This window comes from Collinsella aerofaciens (assembly GCF_001405375.1).
GTDB classification, from domain to species: domain Bacteria; phylum Actinomycetota; class Coriobacteriia; order Coriobacteriales; family Coriobacteriaceae; genus Collinsella; species Collinsella aerofaciens_F.
The window spans coordinates 226,841-242,472 of record NZ_CYYP01000001.1 but is presented as its reverse complement, the minus strand read 5'-3'; the positions used below and the strand labels follow the sequence as shown (position 1 = coordinate 242,472).

The window sequence follows — 15,632 nt, the reverse complement described above, 5'->3', positions numbered from 1 at the left end:
GGGCGAGCTCGCGCGCCGTGGCCACGTTCGCCTTGTTGCCGTGGACCCCGCGCGCGAGCAGCGCCTCCCGCCTCTCGACCAGCCTCCGCACGCCCTTGGCGGCATGCCTCCGGGCGGCCCCGGTCCGGGGCCTGGCCCCTGGCGAGGTCCTTCGGCCGCCCCGAGCACGTCAGGTAGTGCCACGCGGCCTCGACCAGCGTCTTCCTCAGGTGCTTGTTGCCGGCCTTGGTGATCGCGCCCCTGCGGTCGCTCTCCCCGCTGGAGTGCTCGGAGGGCGTCAGGCCGACCCACGCCGCGAACGAGCGGGCGTTCCTGAACCTCGAGAACTCGCCGGCCTCGAACACGAGGTCGGCGGCGGACGCGGTGTCCACGCCCTTGAGGCAGCGGAGTGAGTCGACCCTCTTCCTCCACCTGGGCTTGCGGGCCTCGGCCTCGACGAGCCCCTCGAGCCTCGCCTTCTCCTCCGCCGCCCGCCTGACCGCGTCGACGTAGTAGGCGAGCACGTCGTTGTCGGCCCTCTCCGCGAACCCTATCGACTCGATCCAGGACCAGTGCGCCCGGGTCCAGTTGCCCTTCCTGCGGCCGGTGGGCGTCCTCTCGTCGAAGGCGAGCCCGTGCCTGAGCAGGAACTTGGAGAGCCGCTGCTTCGAGCGCGAGAGGTCGTCCCTCGCGTCCTCGAGCGCCCTGGTCAGGTCGCGGGCGGCCTCGCACTCGTCGTCGGGGACCCACACCTCGACCACGTTGCCGACCGACAGCATGCGGGCGAGGAACTCGGCGTCGTTGCGGTCGTTCTTCCTGCGCCTGTCCGCGCTGGGCTTGATCATCTTCGAGACGGCGCCGACCACGCAGTCGACCCCCAGGCCGGAAAGCCTCTTCTGCAGGTCGAAGCCCGTGACCCCGGACTCGTACACGCACCTGGCCCTGGGGTCCACGGAACGGACCCACTCCGCGACGGCGCCGGCGTCGTAGCCGAAGGTCGCGGCACGTACCTCCCCGGTCATGACGTCGAGGGAGACGGCCTTTATCGAGCGGGCGTGGACGTCGAGGCCGATGAAGGTGGTAGTATCGAGCATGGGAGCCCCTTCCATGAATGCGGCGTGGCCGCCACGGTTGGATTAGACACTCACCATTGTCGGCCTAATCCGCGGTCTTTCATGCAGCAGGGGCTCTCAATGTTTTTATGTCCTGCTCATATCGTCTATGCCGGCACTTGGGGACAGTCCTTGTCGAGTTACTGGTAGTCATTGGGGACGTTCTTAAACGACTACCCAACGGCTATTGTGCACATGGCTCGCATGACAGCCGTCTCTTTTATGTTTCCTTTAGCCGTTGCTGCCTAGGATGGGGGTTAGTCGGTAGGAAGGGAGCCCCTGTATGGACGATGTGAGCGAGCGTGCAATCGAAGAGGACATGCTCGATCAGTTCAATTACTTTGATGATGAGGATGAGGAGCTAATCGATCGTCGCGAGCCAGCGCCGCTTGATTCCTTTGATCTGGTCGATGAAGAGCCCGACGAGGACGAGGGCGAATCGGCGGAGCCCTCACAGCCTTCGCGCCTTGACTCGCTGCTTTCGAGAGCCCCCATGCACCACGGTGTCCGTGCCGGCGCGCTCCATATGAAAACTGACTGGCACCAGATCGTGACGGCAGGCGATGAACTTGCCGTCGATGCGCCGCTCACCGATAAATCATCCATCATCTGCCGCACCGGCATGCTTATGCTGGCAAGCGGAACGGGTGCCTGGCGCGTGCGCGATACCATGAATCGTGTTGCTGCCGTACTGGGCGTCACGATTCACGTCGACCTGAGTCTTCTGTCGTTTGAGTGCACCTGCATCGAAGATGGCCACTGCTTTAATGAGGTTGTCAGCTTGCCCACAACGGGCGTCAATACCCATCGCATTTGGATGATGGAGAGTTTTCTCAAGGAAATCGAGACCTATGGTCGTCGCTTCACGGTGCACGAATACCACGAGATGCTCAAGACCGTTGAGAGTTCAAAACCCGATTACTCTCCCTGGCAACAGGGCCTTGCGGCAGCTTGTGCTTGCGGCGCCTTCGTCTTTTTGCTCGGCGGCGGCCCTATCGAGATGGCCTGCGCGTTTGTGGGCGCGGGTGTCGGCAACTTTGCCCGCTCCCATATTCTCAAGCAAGGCCTTGGTCAGTTCAGCGCGCTGACGACCGGCGTTGCGCTCGCTTGCGTTTCGTATCTGCTGGCATTGCTCGGCCTTGGCCAGGTCATACCGGGGGCAATGTCGCACCAAGAAGGCTATATCGGCGCCATGCTCTTTGTGATTCCCGGCTTTCCACTCATTACGGCAGGCCTCGACATCGCTAAGCTCGACATGCGAAGCGGTATCGAGCGCCTTTCATATGCCGTATCGATTATTGTGATGGCGACCCTCGTAGGTTGGATGGTTGCCGAGTGTGTTGGCCTGGCGCCGGACGACTTTGCCCCACTGGGCCTTTCGCCGCTTGCCCTTACGCTCCTGCGCGTGGTGATGAGCTTCGTTGGCGTATTCGGCTTCTCGGTGATGTTCAACAGCCCGGTAAAGATGGCCGCGGCAGCTGGGTTGATCGGCGCCGTGTCCAATACCCTGCGTCTGACCCTTGTCGATGCGCCGACGATGATTCCCTTCCTGGGCCTCAGCACGGGAATGCCTCCCGAGGCAGCAGCGTTTATCGGCGCGCTGGTATCGGGGCTGCTCGCAAGCTTGGCTGAAGTCAAGCTCACCTACCCGCGCATCGCCCTCACGGTGCCTTCGATTGTCATTATGGTGCCGGGCTTGTATCTGTATCGCTCGATGTATTACATGTGCACCTTCGACACGGTCAATATGCTCGGCTGGTTTGTGCGCGCAGTGCTCATCGTAGCGTTTCTGCCCGTTGGACTGGGTGTGGCGCGTACGCTCACCGACCCTCGCTGGCGCCACACCAGCTAATTGGTACAAGGGGGACAGGTTACTTTGCACCAAATGAGTTGCGGTGAAATAGGGACTGAATTGCTGCTTAAAGGGTCAAAACAGTCCGTATTCCACCGCAACTTATGGGGTCGGGGGATTATCGGTGCCCTGCATCTTCATAAACTCAACGCTTACGAAGCGCATGCGTTTCGTGCTAGGCTGGTTCCACCACATAAGTAGTCGCAGACGCGCGTACCACGGGCGGGCGAGATGAAGTTCCAACAGCTCCATCTTGCCCGCCCGTTTTTGTTGCGTGGCGCCGCGGTACAACACAGAGAGGAATCTGCCCTTTATGCCTATCAACAAACGAGAGAGCCTGCTGTTCACCTTTATCATGTGCTTTTGCATGGTGCTCTGGATGAGCATCTACAACGTTGCCCTGCAGCACGGGGCCATCAACGGCGAGGTCGTTGCCGCTGCGTGGCTCGGCTTCCCCGTTGCCTACATTTTTGCCATGTGCTGCGACTGGTTCGTCGCCAGCCCGCTCGCCAAGGGTTTCGCCTTTAAGTACTTGGTCACGCCGGGCAAGAGCTCGCCGCTTGCCATGACGCTCGCCGTCAGCTCCTGCATGGTCGTTCCCATGGTTATCATCATGTCACTGTACGGTGCCTGCGAGGGTCTGACGCACATGCCCGGCGGCATCCTTGCGAACCTGTATTCCGTGCCCGCGATCTGGATGATCAACATCCCGCATAATTTTGTGATGGCGCTGCCGTGGAACCTTTTGGTAGCCGGTCCGATTTCCCACTTCGTCTTCCGTCGCGCCTTCCCTGTGGGGACGGTTTTCGAGGAGGAGCATGCCGAGCTCTTGGAGCAGGCTATGGCTCCTGAGTGCGAGTAGCTCGCTTAGGGATCTGCTGAGCGCGGGCGACTTGCTTGGTTGGAGCCCTAAGCGTGGATAGCTCTCTCGGCGACATCGCGGGCGTGAGCGGTGCGCATGACCGGAGGGCCCGTGCTGCTCCGTTGCCCGACGTGCTAGCGCGCAGAACAATCTGTTGGTGCATTCGGCGGCTGCTGAAGCGTTTCGGCAGCCGCTTTTTATACGGAGTTTAAATACAACAGTCTGTTGTATTACGTAGAGTGGTATATCTCTAGCGGGAAAAATGCGAGAGACGGAGCATTATGGCGTTGCTAGTAGGACTGGACGTAGGGTCGACGACGACCAAAGTTTACGCGATGCACGAGGATATGACCGAGGCGTGGTGGGGATATCGCCGCCACGGGGCGTGTCAGACAGCGAGCGTGCGCGCCATGCTCGGCGAGCTCGCCGAGCGCTTTCCCCATGAGTCACTGCGCGTTGCGGTGACCGGCTCGGGTGCGCGCGATATCGCGACCGCGCTGGGCGCCTCGTACGTTCAGGAGGTGGTCGCCAACGCGCTCGCGATCAGCAGGTTCTATCCGCAGACGCGCTGCGCCATCGAGCTGGGCGGCCAAGACGCCAAGATGATCTTCTTCCGCACCAACGATAAGGGAGACATCGAGGTTGCCGACATGCGCATGAACGGCTCGTGCGCAGGCGGTACCGGTGCATTTATCGACGAGATGGCAAAGCTCATGGGGGTCGGCACCGAATCGGGCGAGTTCGAGCAGCTCGCAAGCCGGGGAACGACCGTCCACGAGGTCTCGGGCCGCTGCGGCGTGTACGCAAAGACCGATATCCAGCCGCTGCTCAACGAGGGCATTCCTACCACCGACCTGGCGCTTTCGGCGCTTCACGCGGTCGCCCGCCAAACGATCGGCGGTCTGGCCCAGGGTATCGACATCGAGCCGCCGGTAATCTTCGAGGGCGGTACGCTCGCCTACAACCCCACGCTGGTCCGCGTGTTCCGGGAGCAACTGAATCTATCGGACGATCAGGTTATCGTCCCGCGCGATCCGCAGATCATGGTCGCGCGCGGTGCCGCCCTGTCGCTGACCGACATGTTCGCATCGTCCCAACCGATCGACCTTCCCGACGCTTTTGTCCGGCTGGATAAGCTCGAGACGGTCGCGCCCGCAAGCGGGGAGGGACGTCTTGCCCAGCCCTTTTTTGCCACACCTGCCGAGCAGGCGGATTTTACGGCACGCCATGGCAAAGAGACGCCGGCAAAGGGTCCGGATGCGTATGCGCCCGGAGAGACGGTGCGTGTGGCGCTCGGTATCGATTCGGGGAGCACGACGACCAAGTTCGCCCTGGTCGATGAGGCGGGTGAGCTTGTCGATTCGTTCTACGCGTCTAATAACGGCAGACCGCTCGACGTCGCCCAACAGGGTCTTGTCAGCTTGAAGAACCGCTGGGAGACAGCGGGAGTCACGCTTGCGATCGATGCCGTGGGCACCACGGGATACGGCGAGGAGCTTTTCGCGCGCGCGTTCCACGCCGACTACCATACGGTCGAGACGGTCGCGCACGCCCGCGCCGCGTGCGCATGCGTTCCCGATGCGACCTTCGTGCTCGACATCGGCGGACAGGATATGAAGGCCATCTGGCTCAACCACGGCGTGCTGACCGATATCGTCGTCAACGAGGCGTGCTCTGCGGGCTGCGGCTCGTTCCTCGAGGGTTTTGCCAAAAACCTCGGAATAGCCGTTGAGGATATCGCGACCGAGGCATTTTCGTCCAAAGCCCCCGCCGTTCTCGGCAGCCGCTGCACGGTGTTCATGAACAGCAGCGTCGTTTCCGAGCAGCGGCGCGGTAAGGGTCCGGGCGACATCATGGCCGGTCTCTGCCGTTCGATTATCGAGAACGTGTTCACCAAGGTCATTCGCGTTTCAAATCTCAACCGTCTGGGCGACAAAGTCGTCGTCCAGGGCGGCACGTTCCGAAACGACGCGGTGCTGCGCGCATTCGAGCAGTATCTGGGCAAACCCGTCACGCGTGCGCCCCACCCGGGGCTGATGGGCGCTATCGGTATCGCCCTGCTCGCGCGCGAGGAATGCCGCAAGGGCGACGCCGGCACGTCGTTTATCGGGCTCGATGCCGTGGAGCGCTTCGAGCATCGCGAGTTCGGCGGCGTTACCTGCCGTCGGTGCAACAACCGCTGCCAGCGCGCGGTCGTGGCATTTGGCGACGGCTCGCTTTACGTCACGGGCAATCGCTGCCCGCGCGGCGGCGCCATCTCATGGGATGAGCTCGTGCGCGAGGTTCCCGCGGCGGAGGAGCTGCGTCCGCAGGGTGCTTGCGAGGCACAGGCACCCGGCACGGGGCGCGACCGGACCGCGGCTGCCCCCAATCTCTTTGTCGACCGCGAGAAGCTGCTGTTCGAGTCGTGCCCCACGGTTCCCGTCTGCGGGGGGCGCGATGTCACGATCGGCATTCCCCGTGTGCTCGAGTTCTGGGACACCATGCCGTTCTGGTCGACGTTCTTCAGCACGCTCGGCTTTAAGGTGCGCGTCTCGGGACGCAGCACCAAGGCGATGTACGAGCGCGGTCTGGCGCACGTCACATCCGACACCGTGTGCTTCCCGGCCAAGCTCGTCCACGGGCACATCCGCAATCTCGTCGACGCCGGCGTCGACCGCATCTTCATGCCCATCATCACGACGGTGCCCACCGAAAACACCGCCTCTACCAGCGAGTGGATGTGCGCCGTCGTAAAGGGATACCCCTACGTGATGCGCAATTCCGATAACCCGGAGGAGCGTTTCGGCGTTCCGTTCGATACACCGCTGTTCCACTGGTACGACGAGGGCGACCGAAACCGCCAGCTCAAGGCGTGGTGCAAGGAGACCTTCGATATCGATGCCGACCTGGTTGCCAAGGCGACCGAGCAGGCGGACCGCGCGCAGCAGGCGTTTGAGAACCAGCTGCAGCTGCGCGGCAGGCAGGTGCTCGAGAACCTGCGCGAGGACGGCGGCTACGCGGTGGTGATCGCTTCGCGCCCGTACCACAACGACCCGCTGGTCAACCACGGGCTGCCCAAGCTCTTCTCTGAGCGCGGCATCCCCGTGCTGACGCCCGATGCGGTGCCGGGGGTCTGCAACGTCGACCTTTCCAACAGCCGCATCGACATCGTGAACAACTACCATGCGCGCATGCTGTCGTGCGCGGTCATCGTCGCATCGACGCCCGAGCTCGAGCTCGTGCAGATGGGCAGCTTCGGCTGCGGCCACGATGCGTATCTCACCGACGAGATCGCGCGCATGATGGGCGAGATGGGCTCCAAGGTTCCGATGATGATCAAGCTCGATGAGAGCGACGTCGCCGGTCCCATGGGCATTCGCGTGCGTTCGTTTATTGAGTCGGTCAACCGTCGTCGCGCGGAGGAGCGTGCCGAGGGCGCCCGGGTGCACGCGGTCCATCCGCTCGACGACCCGTATAAGGTCAAGTACACCAAGCGCGACCGGCACGACAAGATCGCGCTGGTCCCCAACACCTCCCATGCGTTCTGCAGGCTCATGACCGCGGCGATGCGCAATCAGGGCGTGCGCGCCGAGGCCCTTGATATCGGGCGCGAGGATGCCATCCGCCTGGGCAAACGCTATGTGCACAACGACATCTGCTTCCCCGCGCAAATCGTGATCGGCGAGGCGCTCGCGGCACTCGAGAGCGGTAAGTACGACCCGCACGACGTCGCCGTGGTGACTGGCAAGTATATCGGCGACTGCCGCCTGACGCACTACATGCCCCTGCTGCGCCGCGCGCTCGACGACGCGGGATACGACTATGTCCCGGTGCTCACCAACGACGACGTCGATGCCCACAATGCGCATCCGGGCTTCAAGCTCGGCCTTGGCCCGAGCATCCAGATCGCCTACGGTCTTCCCATGATCGATGCCCTCGAGGCCATGCTTAGGCGCATCCGTCCCTACGAGCTCGAGAAGGGCGCGGCGGACGCTGCGTTCGACCGCGCGCTCGATGAGGTTATCGAGGGCATGGAGCGCTCCGGGCTGAGAGGCCAGGCGACGGGCTTCAAACGCGCGCTTGCGATCATGGACGCCGTTCCGTACGACCGCTCGAACCCGCATCCGACCGTTCTCATCGTGGGCGAGTACCTGCTCAATTTCCATCTCGGCGCCAACCACGAGATCGAGCGCTACCTCGAGGACAACGGGCTCGAGGTCATCGAGGCGCGCATGACCGACGTGATCCGCAAGACCTATTTCTACAAGCATGCGCAGTCGCGCGAGTTCCACGTCGACCTGTCGCTGCCCGAAAAGGCCTGGTACGCCACGGCGGACAACCTGTTCGAGCTCGCGCACGACCGTTGCGACCGCCTGGGCGCGGCGAGCCCGCTCTACGAGCCGCCGACGCGCATGCCCGAGCTCGTGCGCGCGAGCGATAAGATCCTGCACCATACGTTCGATGCGGGCGAGGGCGTGCTGATTCCGGCGGAGATCCTCGAGCACGCCAAACGCGGCTGCCGCAACTTCGTGATCCTGCAGCCGTTCGGGTGTCTGCCCAACCATGTCGTGGGGCGCGGGCTCATCCATGCGCTCAAGGAGCAGTATCCCACGGCGCAGTTCCTGCCGCTCGACTACGATCCCGACGTGAGCTTCGCCAACGTGGAGAACCGTCTTCAGATGCTCATCATGAACGCCAAGGCGCAGGGGTGCGGTGAGGCGCATGGCGAGACCGCGTAAGGACGCCGATGCGCCCGATGCACGCACCCGTATCATCGAGGCGTTTTGGGAGCTCATCGAGAACAACAGCATCTTCGAGCTGTCGGTTGGCGAGGTGACCCGCGCCGCCCGGTGCAATCGCGGAACGTTTTACTACTATTTTCACGATTTCGATGAACTCGTCGCCATCGCCATAGCCCAGCTGCTGCAGGATAACGAGCTCATCACCGATGCCCTCTGGCATTTTTCGAGCGAGGGCGACCTTTCGGCGTTCGACCGGCGCGACGTCCGCTGCCTGCTGCGGCGCATCGTCATCACCATGAGGGCGGGTGCCGCCGAGCAGGTCGTGCAGGGCATCCATACGATCATCATCGACCGCGTGAGAGAGATCGTCCACCCCGACGGAGAAGAGCTCAAGGCGGATTCGAGCTTTGCGGTGGGCTTTCTGGTCTCGGGCATCATGGACTTTGTGATGGCGGTCGGCTTTGCCCGGGAGGGCGGCGAGGAGATAGACCTCGAGCAGCTGGGGGACAGCGCGTGCGCGTACCTGAGGGCGGTCGCCATGCAGACGGTGGAAACGGTCGCGCAAGTCGAGGGCGTCGATACATCCGAGCTGCTCGAACGCGTCTCCAAGGAGGCCGATGCCTATCGCGCATCGCGTGCGACGAGTCCCGACGTGGTGAAAGACGCCTAGGGTTTCTCTTGCGGGGCGCCTGTCGCGCATCGCGCGGTGAGTCCCGCGATGCGGTCATAACCTGCATTCATGTGAGCCGGGTTTATAGATATTCCTCCAGCTGTTAACATAGACAACCTGTGGGTAAAGAGACAAAAGCGCCGCCGACGGGCGGGCGTTTTGATTTCGATGAACTCATGTAAGGAAACGAGCATGTTAGATAGATTTACCGATCGAGCGCGCAAGGTCATGTCGATGGCCAAACAGGAGGCGCTCGATCTTCATTCAAATAAGGTGGGCACCGAGCACCTGCTGCTCGCGCTTGCCAAGGAGGACGAGGGCATTGCCGCCGAGGCACTGCGCTCGCTTGATATCTCCTACGACGACATCATGGACACCCTCAAGGAGGTCCAGACCACGGTTCCCGAGCCCAGTGAGGAGACCGAGGCGGCTAAGCTCGCCTTTACGCCGCTCGTCATTAGCGTTATGGAGCGTTCATTCCGCGTGGCGCGTGAGAATAACCAGACCTACGTGTCGACCGAGCACTTGCTGATCGGCATCGTCGAAGAGGGCAACGGCATGGCCATGGACATCCTCATGCGCCTGGGTGTGTCGTCCGCCTCTATCAAAAAGGCTATCGAGAAACTCACCGCCAAGGACCAGGACAAGAAGCGCCCGCTCGCCGGCGCCGGTGCTGGTCGCCCCGGTGCGGGCCTGCCGTTCTTTAGCGGCTCGGATGCCTCTCAGCAAAAGGGGAGTGGCACCGATACGCTTAAGCAGTTCGCGACCAACCTCACGCAGAAGGCGCGCGATGGCGAGCTCGACCCTGTAATTGGTCGCGAAAAGGAAGTCCAGCGTATGATGGAAATTCTTTCGCGCCGCACCAAGAACAACCCGCTCATTCTGGGCGACCCCGGCGTGGGCAAGACGGCCATCGTCGAGGGCCTGGCTCAGCAGATTGCAGCCGGCAACGTGCCCGAGAACCTCATGAACCAGAATATCTGGACGCTCGACCTGCCGGGTCTTGTCGCGGGCGCCAAGTATCGCGGTGAGTTTGAGGAGCGCCTCAAGAACGTGATCCAGGAGGCCACCGAGGCTGACGACGTCATCCTGTTTATTGACGAGATGCACACCATCATCGGTGCCGGCTCTGCCGAGGGCTCCATCGACGCGAGCTCCATGCTCAAGCCCGTTCTCGCACGCGGTGCTTTCCAGATCATCGGTGCCACCACGGCCGAGGAGTTCCGCAAGTACCTCACCAAGGACCCGGCCTTCGAGCGTCGCTTCCAGACCATCGATGTCGAGGAGCCGAGCGTCGAGGACACGGTCAAGATCCTGACCGCGCTCAAGCCGCGCTACGAGGAGCACCACCATGTGCGCTATACGCAGGGTGCTATCGAGGCCGCCGCGAACCTCTCCAACCGCTACATCCAGGATCGCTTCCTGCCCGATAAGGCCATCGACCTCATTGACGAGGCCGGCGCCCGCGCCCGCATCGCCGCCAACCGCGCGCCCGAGCCGGTGCGCGTGGCCGAGCATCGCATAGAGGAGCTCAAGGCCGCCGCGCAGGAGGCCACCGAGAGCGACGACATGAACAAGGCCGCCGAGATCACCGAGCAGCAGAAGGCCGCCGAGATTGAGCTCGCCGAGGCCAAGGCCGCCTGGACCGCCGAGCTCGACGCCAGCCCGCTCACCATCGACGTCGCCCAGATTGCCGACATCGTGTCCGTGACCTCTGGCGTGCCGGTTTCCTCGCTCACCGAGAGCGAGAGCCGGCGCCTGCTGCAGACCGAAAGCGTGCTCAAGACCCGCATCATCGGCCAGGACGAGGCTGTCGAGGCCGTCGCCAAGGCCGTGCGCCGCAGCCGCTCGCCGCTCAAGGATCCGCGTCGCCCCGGCGGCAGCTTTATCTTCCTGGGTCCCACCGGCACGGGCAAGACCGAGCTCGCCAAGACGCTCGCCGAGTACCTCTTTGGCAGCAAGGACGCGCTCATCAGCTTCGACATGTCCGAGTTCGGTAGCGAGTTTGAGGTCTCCAAGCTCATCGGTAGCCCTCCGGGTTACGTGGGCCACGACGAGGGCGGTCAGCTTACCAAGGCCGTTCGTCGTCACCCGTACTCGGTCGTGCTGTTCGACGAGATCGAGAAGGCGCACCCCGACATCTTCAACATTTTGTTGCAGGTGCTGGAGGAGGGTCGCCTGACTGATAGCCAGGGCAAGACGGTCGACTTCCGCAATACCGTGATTATCATGACGTCCAACGTGGGCGCCCGCGAGATCGCGCAGGATGCGAGCGTCGGTTTTGGCACCACCGGTGAGCAGGGCCTTACCTCGAGCGAGATTAAGGGCCGTGCGATGGGCGAACTTAAGCGCCTGTTCCGCCCCGAGCTGCTCAACCGTATCGACGACATCGTGGTGTTCCAGAAGCTTTCGGGCGAGAATCTGACCAAGATCGCGCACCTGCTGGTGGATGACCTGCGTCAACGCCTGATTGCCAACGGCATGAACATCAAGCTCACCGATGCGGCCTACGACAAGATTGTGGCCGAGGGCACCGACCTCACCAATGGCGCGCGTCCGCTGCGCCGTGCCATCCAAAAGCTCATTGAGGACCCGCTGTCCGAGGAACTGCTGGCCGGTGAGTGGGGCGAGGGCGATACCGTTCAGTGCGATGTGGCCGACGGCAAGTTTGTCTTTAGTCACGGCACGGGCGAGATTCCGGCACCGCGTCCGGCGGGCACGCTCGGTGGCGATACCGCCCCGGCGGCTCCGCACACCGGCAACGTCGCGCCCGTGAGCGGCGGCGTGACCTCGGGCCCCGGCGGCATGATGCAAGCCGGTTCCGGCGCGCTGTAGGGCGTGGCGACAATTTGATACGCGCAATCGAGGCGCTCCGGAAAGGGCGCCTCGATTTGTAGAGCTGCGGAAGTTGTGACCGTTACGCTATACGGTCCACCGTTAGCCGATGATGCGAGGGCGCTCGGCGTTTTCGACTGGTTTATGCACGCAAAGTCTGGGAATATACAAGTCGCATGTCTTACTGTCTAACCAGTTGCGCCAAGGAGGCACCATGGACTACAAGATTACCGGCTACGAGCCCGCCCAGCTGTTCCATTTCTTTGAGGAGGTCAGCGCGATCCCCCGTGGGTCTGGCAACGAGAAGGGCATCAGCGATTTCCTGGTCGCGTTTGCCAAGGAGCGCGGTCTCGATGTGTATCAGGACGAGGTCTACAACGTCATCATTCGCAAGCCCGCATCTGCCGGCGCCGAGAATGCCCCGACCGTGATGCTGCAGGGCCACATCGATATGGTGTGCGACAAGTTGGGCTCCGTTGAGCACGACTTTACGACCGATGGTATCGACCTGGTCGTCAAGGACGGCGTCCTTACCGCCAACGGCACCACCCTGGGCGCCGACAATGGTATCGCCGTCGCGCTTATGCTTACTGTGCTCAACGACGATTCGATTGCCCATCCGGCCCTCGAGTGCGTGTTCACCACCGACGAGGAGACCGGCCTGGTTGGCGCCGAGACGCTCGACAAGTCCCAGATCAGCGCCCGCACCATGATCAACCTCGACTCCGAGGAGGAGGGCGTTGCCACCGTCAGCTGCGCCGGCGGCGTCGTCGTTACCTACACCTGCCCCATCGTGCGCGAGCACAAGACCGGTAGCACCCTCACGCTCGACATTTCCGGTCTGTTGGGCGGCCACTCCGGCAGTGATATCAACCTGGAGCGCGGCAACGGCAACCTCATCATGGCCCGCATCATCGACCGCCTGATGGTCGCCGGCGAGCCCGCCATCGTCAGCTTCAACGGCGGCACCAAGGACAACGCCATCAACCGTGAGTGCAAGGCCGTTCTGGTCTATGCCGATCACGCTGCCGCCGAGGCCGCGGCCCAGATCGCAAAGGGCATCATCGCCGACGTCACTGCCGAGCTCGAGGTCTTCGACCCCGGCTTTACCTGCACCGTCGAGATTGCCGACGACGCCGAGGTCGAGGCCATGGACGAGAAGTCCGCGCTTGCCCTCATCCGCGCCCTGCGTCTTGCCCCTAACGGCGTGATTCGCCGCAACGTCGCCACCGACGGCTCCGTCGAGGTTTCCTCCAACATCGGCGTGGTCGCCACCTCCGATGACGAGGTCAAGATTATGCTGTCCCCGCGCTCCTCGATCACCTCGCTGCAGAACGAGTTCAAGGACCGCCTGCAGACGCTTGCCGATGTCCTGGGCTTCGACGCCAAGTTTGAGTTCGAGTATCCCGGCTGGAGCTATGCCGAGCATTCGCCGGTCCGCGAAGTCTTTGTCGAGAGCTATCGAGAGCTCTTTGGCTCCGAGCTGCGCATCGAGTCCATTCACGCCGGCCTTGAGTGCGGCCTGTTTGCCGAGGCTCTGCACGGCCTGGACGCCATCGCCGTGGGCCCGACGCTCTCCGATGTCCATACCCCGGACGAGAGCATGGAGCTCGCTTCTGCCGAGCGCTTCTACGAGCTGCTCATCGACGTCCTCAAGCGCCTCGCTGCGTAAAGGTTGCGCTAGCAGCAGTCCGAGCCACGTGCTAGCGGATTGCAAATGACATTATGAGAGGGGGCACCCGGTCTTTTGCGACGGGTGTCCCCTCTCTTTTGTTTGATAATTGCGAAATTAAGGCCACCTAGTCCATTTCTGCCTTGATGAGGTCGAGGGTGCGCTGGCAGTTTTCGCGGACGGGGCCGAGCATATGCTCGCGCAGGTCCGCCATGCCGGGCAGGTCGGCGTATTCGTCCATGACCTCTTCCATGCAAATGGGCACCTCGTAGGCGAGGTCCATCATGGTCGCAAAGCAAAACTTCTCGGATAGCCCGGCATCGGTGAGTGCCGCCTCCAGCGCGGGGTCGCCCATACCGTGGTATCGGCGGATAGCGCCTGGACCGATGCGCCCCACACGATTTTCGCCGCCAACGCTCATGGCAAGGCGCGCCCGGCGGCGCATGCGCTCGTATGCCAGCCCCGATGCGACATCGTACATGGGTGCGAGCGCCGCGTTTGTGCCTTTGCCAAGGATGAGCGAGTAGTTTTTAGCGTGTGCGTCAGGCGCTCCGATAATGGCGTTATAGAACAACATATAGGTAAAAAGCACAAGATTCATGTGGTGGGGGACTGTGTTAATCAGTCGTTCTTGGATGTCTCGTGTAGTTGGTCCTCCGTCGGCGGTGTATTTCTGGATTGGCAATACACCGAGCGCCTGGCAAAAGTCCTCCTGATGCAGCCTTTCGATATTTCCGCTGCTATTGACCATTCTGTCGTACCGTTCAACGACGAGCGCGGCTTCGTCTTCAAATGTGTAATAGGAGACGTTGGCAGTTGGAATGCCAACACGCCGAGCCGTTTTCATGCAGACGAATTCGTTTAAGGCCTGATGTTTGAACCCAACGACACCATTTTTGAAGATATGGGTAGTGGGGGATGACCCTAGACATTCGCACCATTGGCCATCATGCCAAGCTAGTGCAAATTTGCCTTGATTGCCGCCCAGGGACCAGCTTTCGTTGGAGCCCATCCATGTCTCTCTTTCGTCATCGCGAATTGCTTTGAGCTTGTGAGCGATTTGAGAATTGGTAAGCGGGCGGTATGCCGAGACCCTGCCGCGGGCGGCGTCTAATTGATCGGCTCGACAAAACTGAACGGCCCCCGCGCAGTCTAGACCGATATGGCACAAGAGGGCGACGGGGTTGTTGGATGCAACATCATGCTCGGTGGCAATAGCGCGACGCTGCTCTTGACTGTCGGGCAAAAGGCCAAATAGGAACGGGCGGACGATGCTATGGCCATACGTGCGATTGGAAAGCGGCATTGTTAGCGATAACGGTGCTCCGCGATAGGTTGGGGCGTATGCAAAGCTGCAGAGTCCATGCTCGTCTTGGCGGAGAGTGCCGGCGATTTCGCCACAAATGAGGGTCGCGAGCTCCATCTCTGCCATTTATTTCACAACCTTGCAGCCAAAGGAGAGGTTTGAAGTGCCGGAAAGGCCTTGCTCGGCTGCGATTTGGGCCAGCAAGGCACCATAGGAAGATGGCGTTCCTTGTCGAGTGGGTCGTCTGCCTGCGCTTGGCTTTGGCAGGGTATTCGAGTTCGCGATAGGGAGGTTCACTATCGTCGTCGGATGTTCGGAGGGCGATGCGATGGAGTCGTTATCGCTTTGCGCGAAGAGACCAATGCCGAGTGCGTTAAAGACGGTCAGCAACTTGTCGAGTCGAATGCCGGTGGCGTCTCCTAGCTCGAGCGATGCGAGCAGGCGCTCCGAAACACCGGCTTTTTTAGCGAGGACGGCACGGGTGATCCCTTGCGCCTCGCGTGCCTGACGCACGTAGATGCCAGCTTGGCGCGGTGTGGTGATGGGAAGGATATCCACGGCGATCTCCTAACGTGCAGACTTTTGCATATCAGTATGACATGCAAAAGTCTGCATGAAAA

At 62.0% G+C, this 15,632-nt stretch carries 9 protein-coding genes; 6 read left to right on the top strand and 3 right to left on the bottom strand.

The genetic code is table 11. The annotated features are described in order from the left end of the window. Positions 1–1,073, bottom strand: a 1,073-nt coding sequence (locus ARB25_RS01130) for an IS110 family RNA-guided transposase (RefSeq protein WP_055285232.1), incomplete at its 3' end; no start/stop codon positions are given. Positions 1,074–1,374: 301 nt separating this feature from the next. Here ARB25_RS01130 and ARB25_RS01125 point away from each other — a divergent pair. From ARB25_RS01125 to ARB25_RS01095, 6 genes are all read left to right on the top strand, one after another. Next, positions 1,375–2,943 (top strand): threonine/serine exporter family protein, encoded by a 1,569-nt coding sequence (locus ARB25_RS01125; RefSeq protein WP_216595094.1) that lies wholly within the window; start codon positions 1,375–1,377, stop codon positions 2,941–2,943. A gap of 313 nt (positions 2,944–3,256) precedes the next feature. After that, positions 3,257–3,805 carry a DUF2798 domain-containing protein gene (locus tag ARB25_RS01115; RefSeq protein WP_055285230.1) on the top strand — a complete coding sequence of 183 codons (549 nt, stop codon included), beginning with the start codon at positions 3,257–3,259 and terminating at the stop codon, positions 3,803–3,805. 281 nt (positions 3,806–4,086) lie between these two features. Beyond that, positions 4,087–8,526, top strand: coding sequence for an acyl-CoA dehydratase activase (locus ARB25_RS01110; protein WP_055285229.1), 4,440 nt, complete (start codon positions 4,087–4,089; stop codon positions 8,524–8,526). Then, positions 8,510–9,199, top strand: a complete 690-nt coding sequence (locus ARB25_RS01105; protein WP_055285228.1) for a TetR/AcrR family transcriptional regulator — start codon at positions 8,510–8,512, stop codon at positions 9,197–9,199. The genes ARB25_RS01110 and ARB25_RS01105 overlap by 17 nt, the downstream gene beginning before the upstream one ends. Positions 9,200–9,391: 192 nt before the next feature. Next, the gene (locus tag ARB25_RS01100) at positions 9,392–12,034 is read left to right on the top strand and encodes an ATP-dependent Clp protease ATP-binding subunit (protein WP_055285227.1); all 2,643 of its coding nucleotides are present in this window, start codon (positions 9,392–9,394) and stop codon (positions 12,032–12,034) included. A 214-nt stretch (positions 12,035–12,248) separates the two neighbouring features. Next, positions 12,249–13,706 carry an aminoacyl-histidine dipeptidase gene (locus tag ARB25_RS01095; protein WP_055285226.1) on the top strand — a complete coding sequence of 486 codons (1,458 nt, stop codon included), beginning with the start codon at positions 12,249–12,251 and terminating at the stop codon, positions 13,704–13,706. Between the two features lie 127 nt (positions 13,707–13,833). Here the strand turns inward: ARB25_RS01095 and ARB25_RS01090 are convergent, their stop codons facing one another. Then, the gene (locus tag ARB25_RS01090; RefSeq protein ID WP_055250328.1) at positions 13,834–15,138 is read right to left on the bottom strand and encodes a type II toxin-antitoxin system HipA family toxin; all 1,305 of its coding nucleotides are present in this window, start codon (positions 15,136–15,138) and stop codon (positions 13,834–13,836) included. Beyond that, the gene (locus ARB25_RS01085; protein ID WP_055285225.1) at positions 15,139–15,570 is read right to left on the bottom strand and encodes a helix-turn-helix domain-containing protein; all 432 of its coding nucleotides are present in this window, start codon (positions 15,568–15,570) and stop codon (positions 15,139–15,141) included. Between the last annotated feature and the right edge of the window lie 62 nt (positions 15,571–15,632).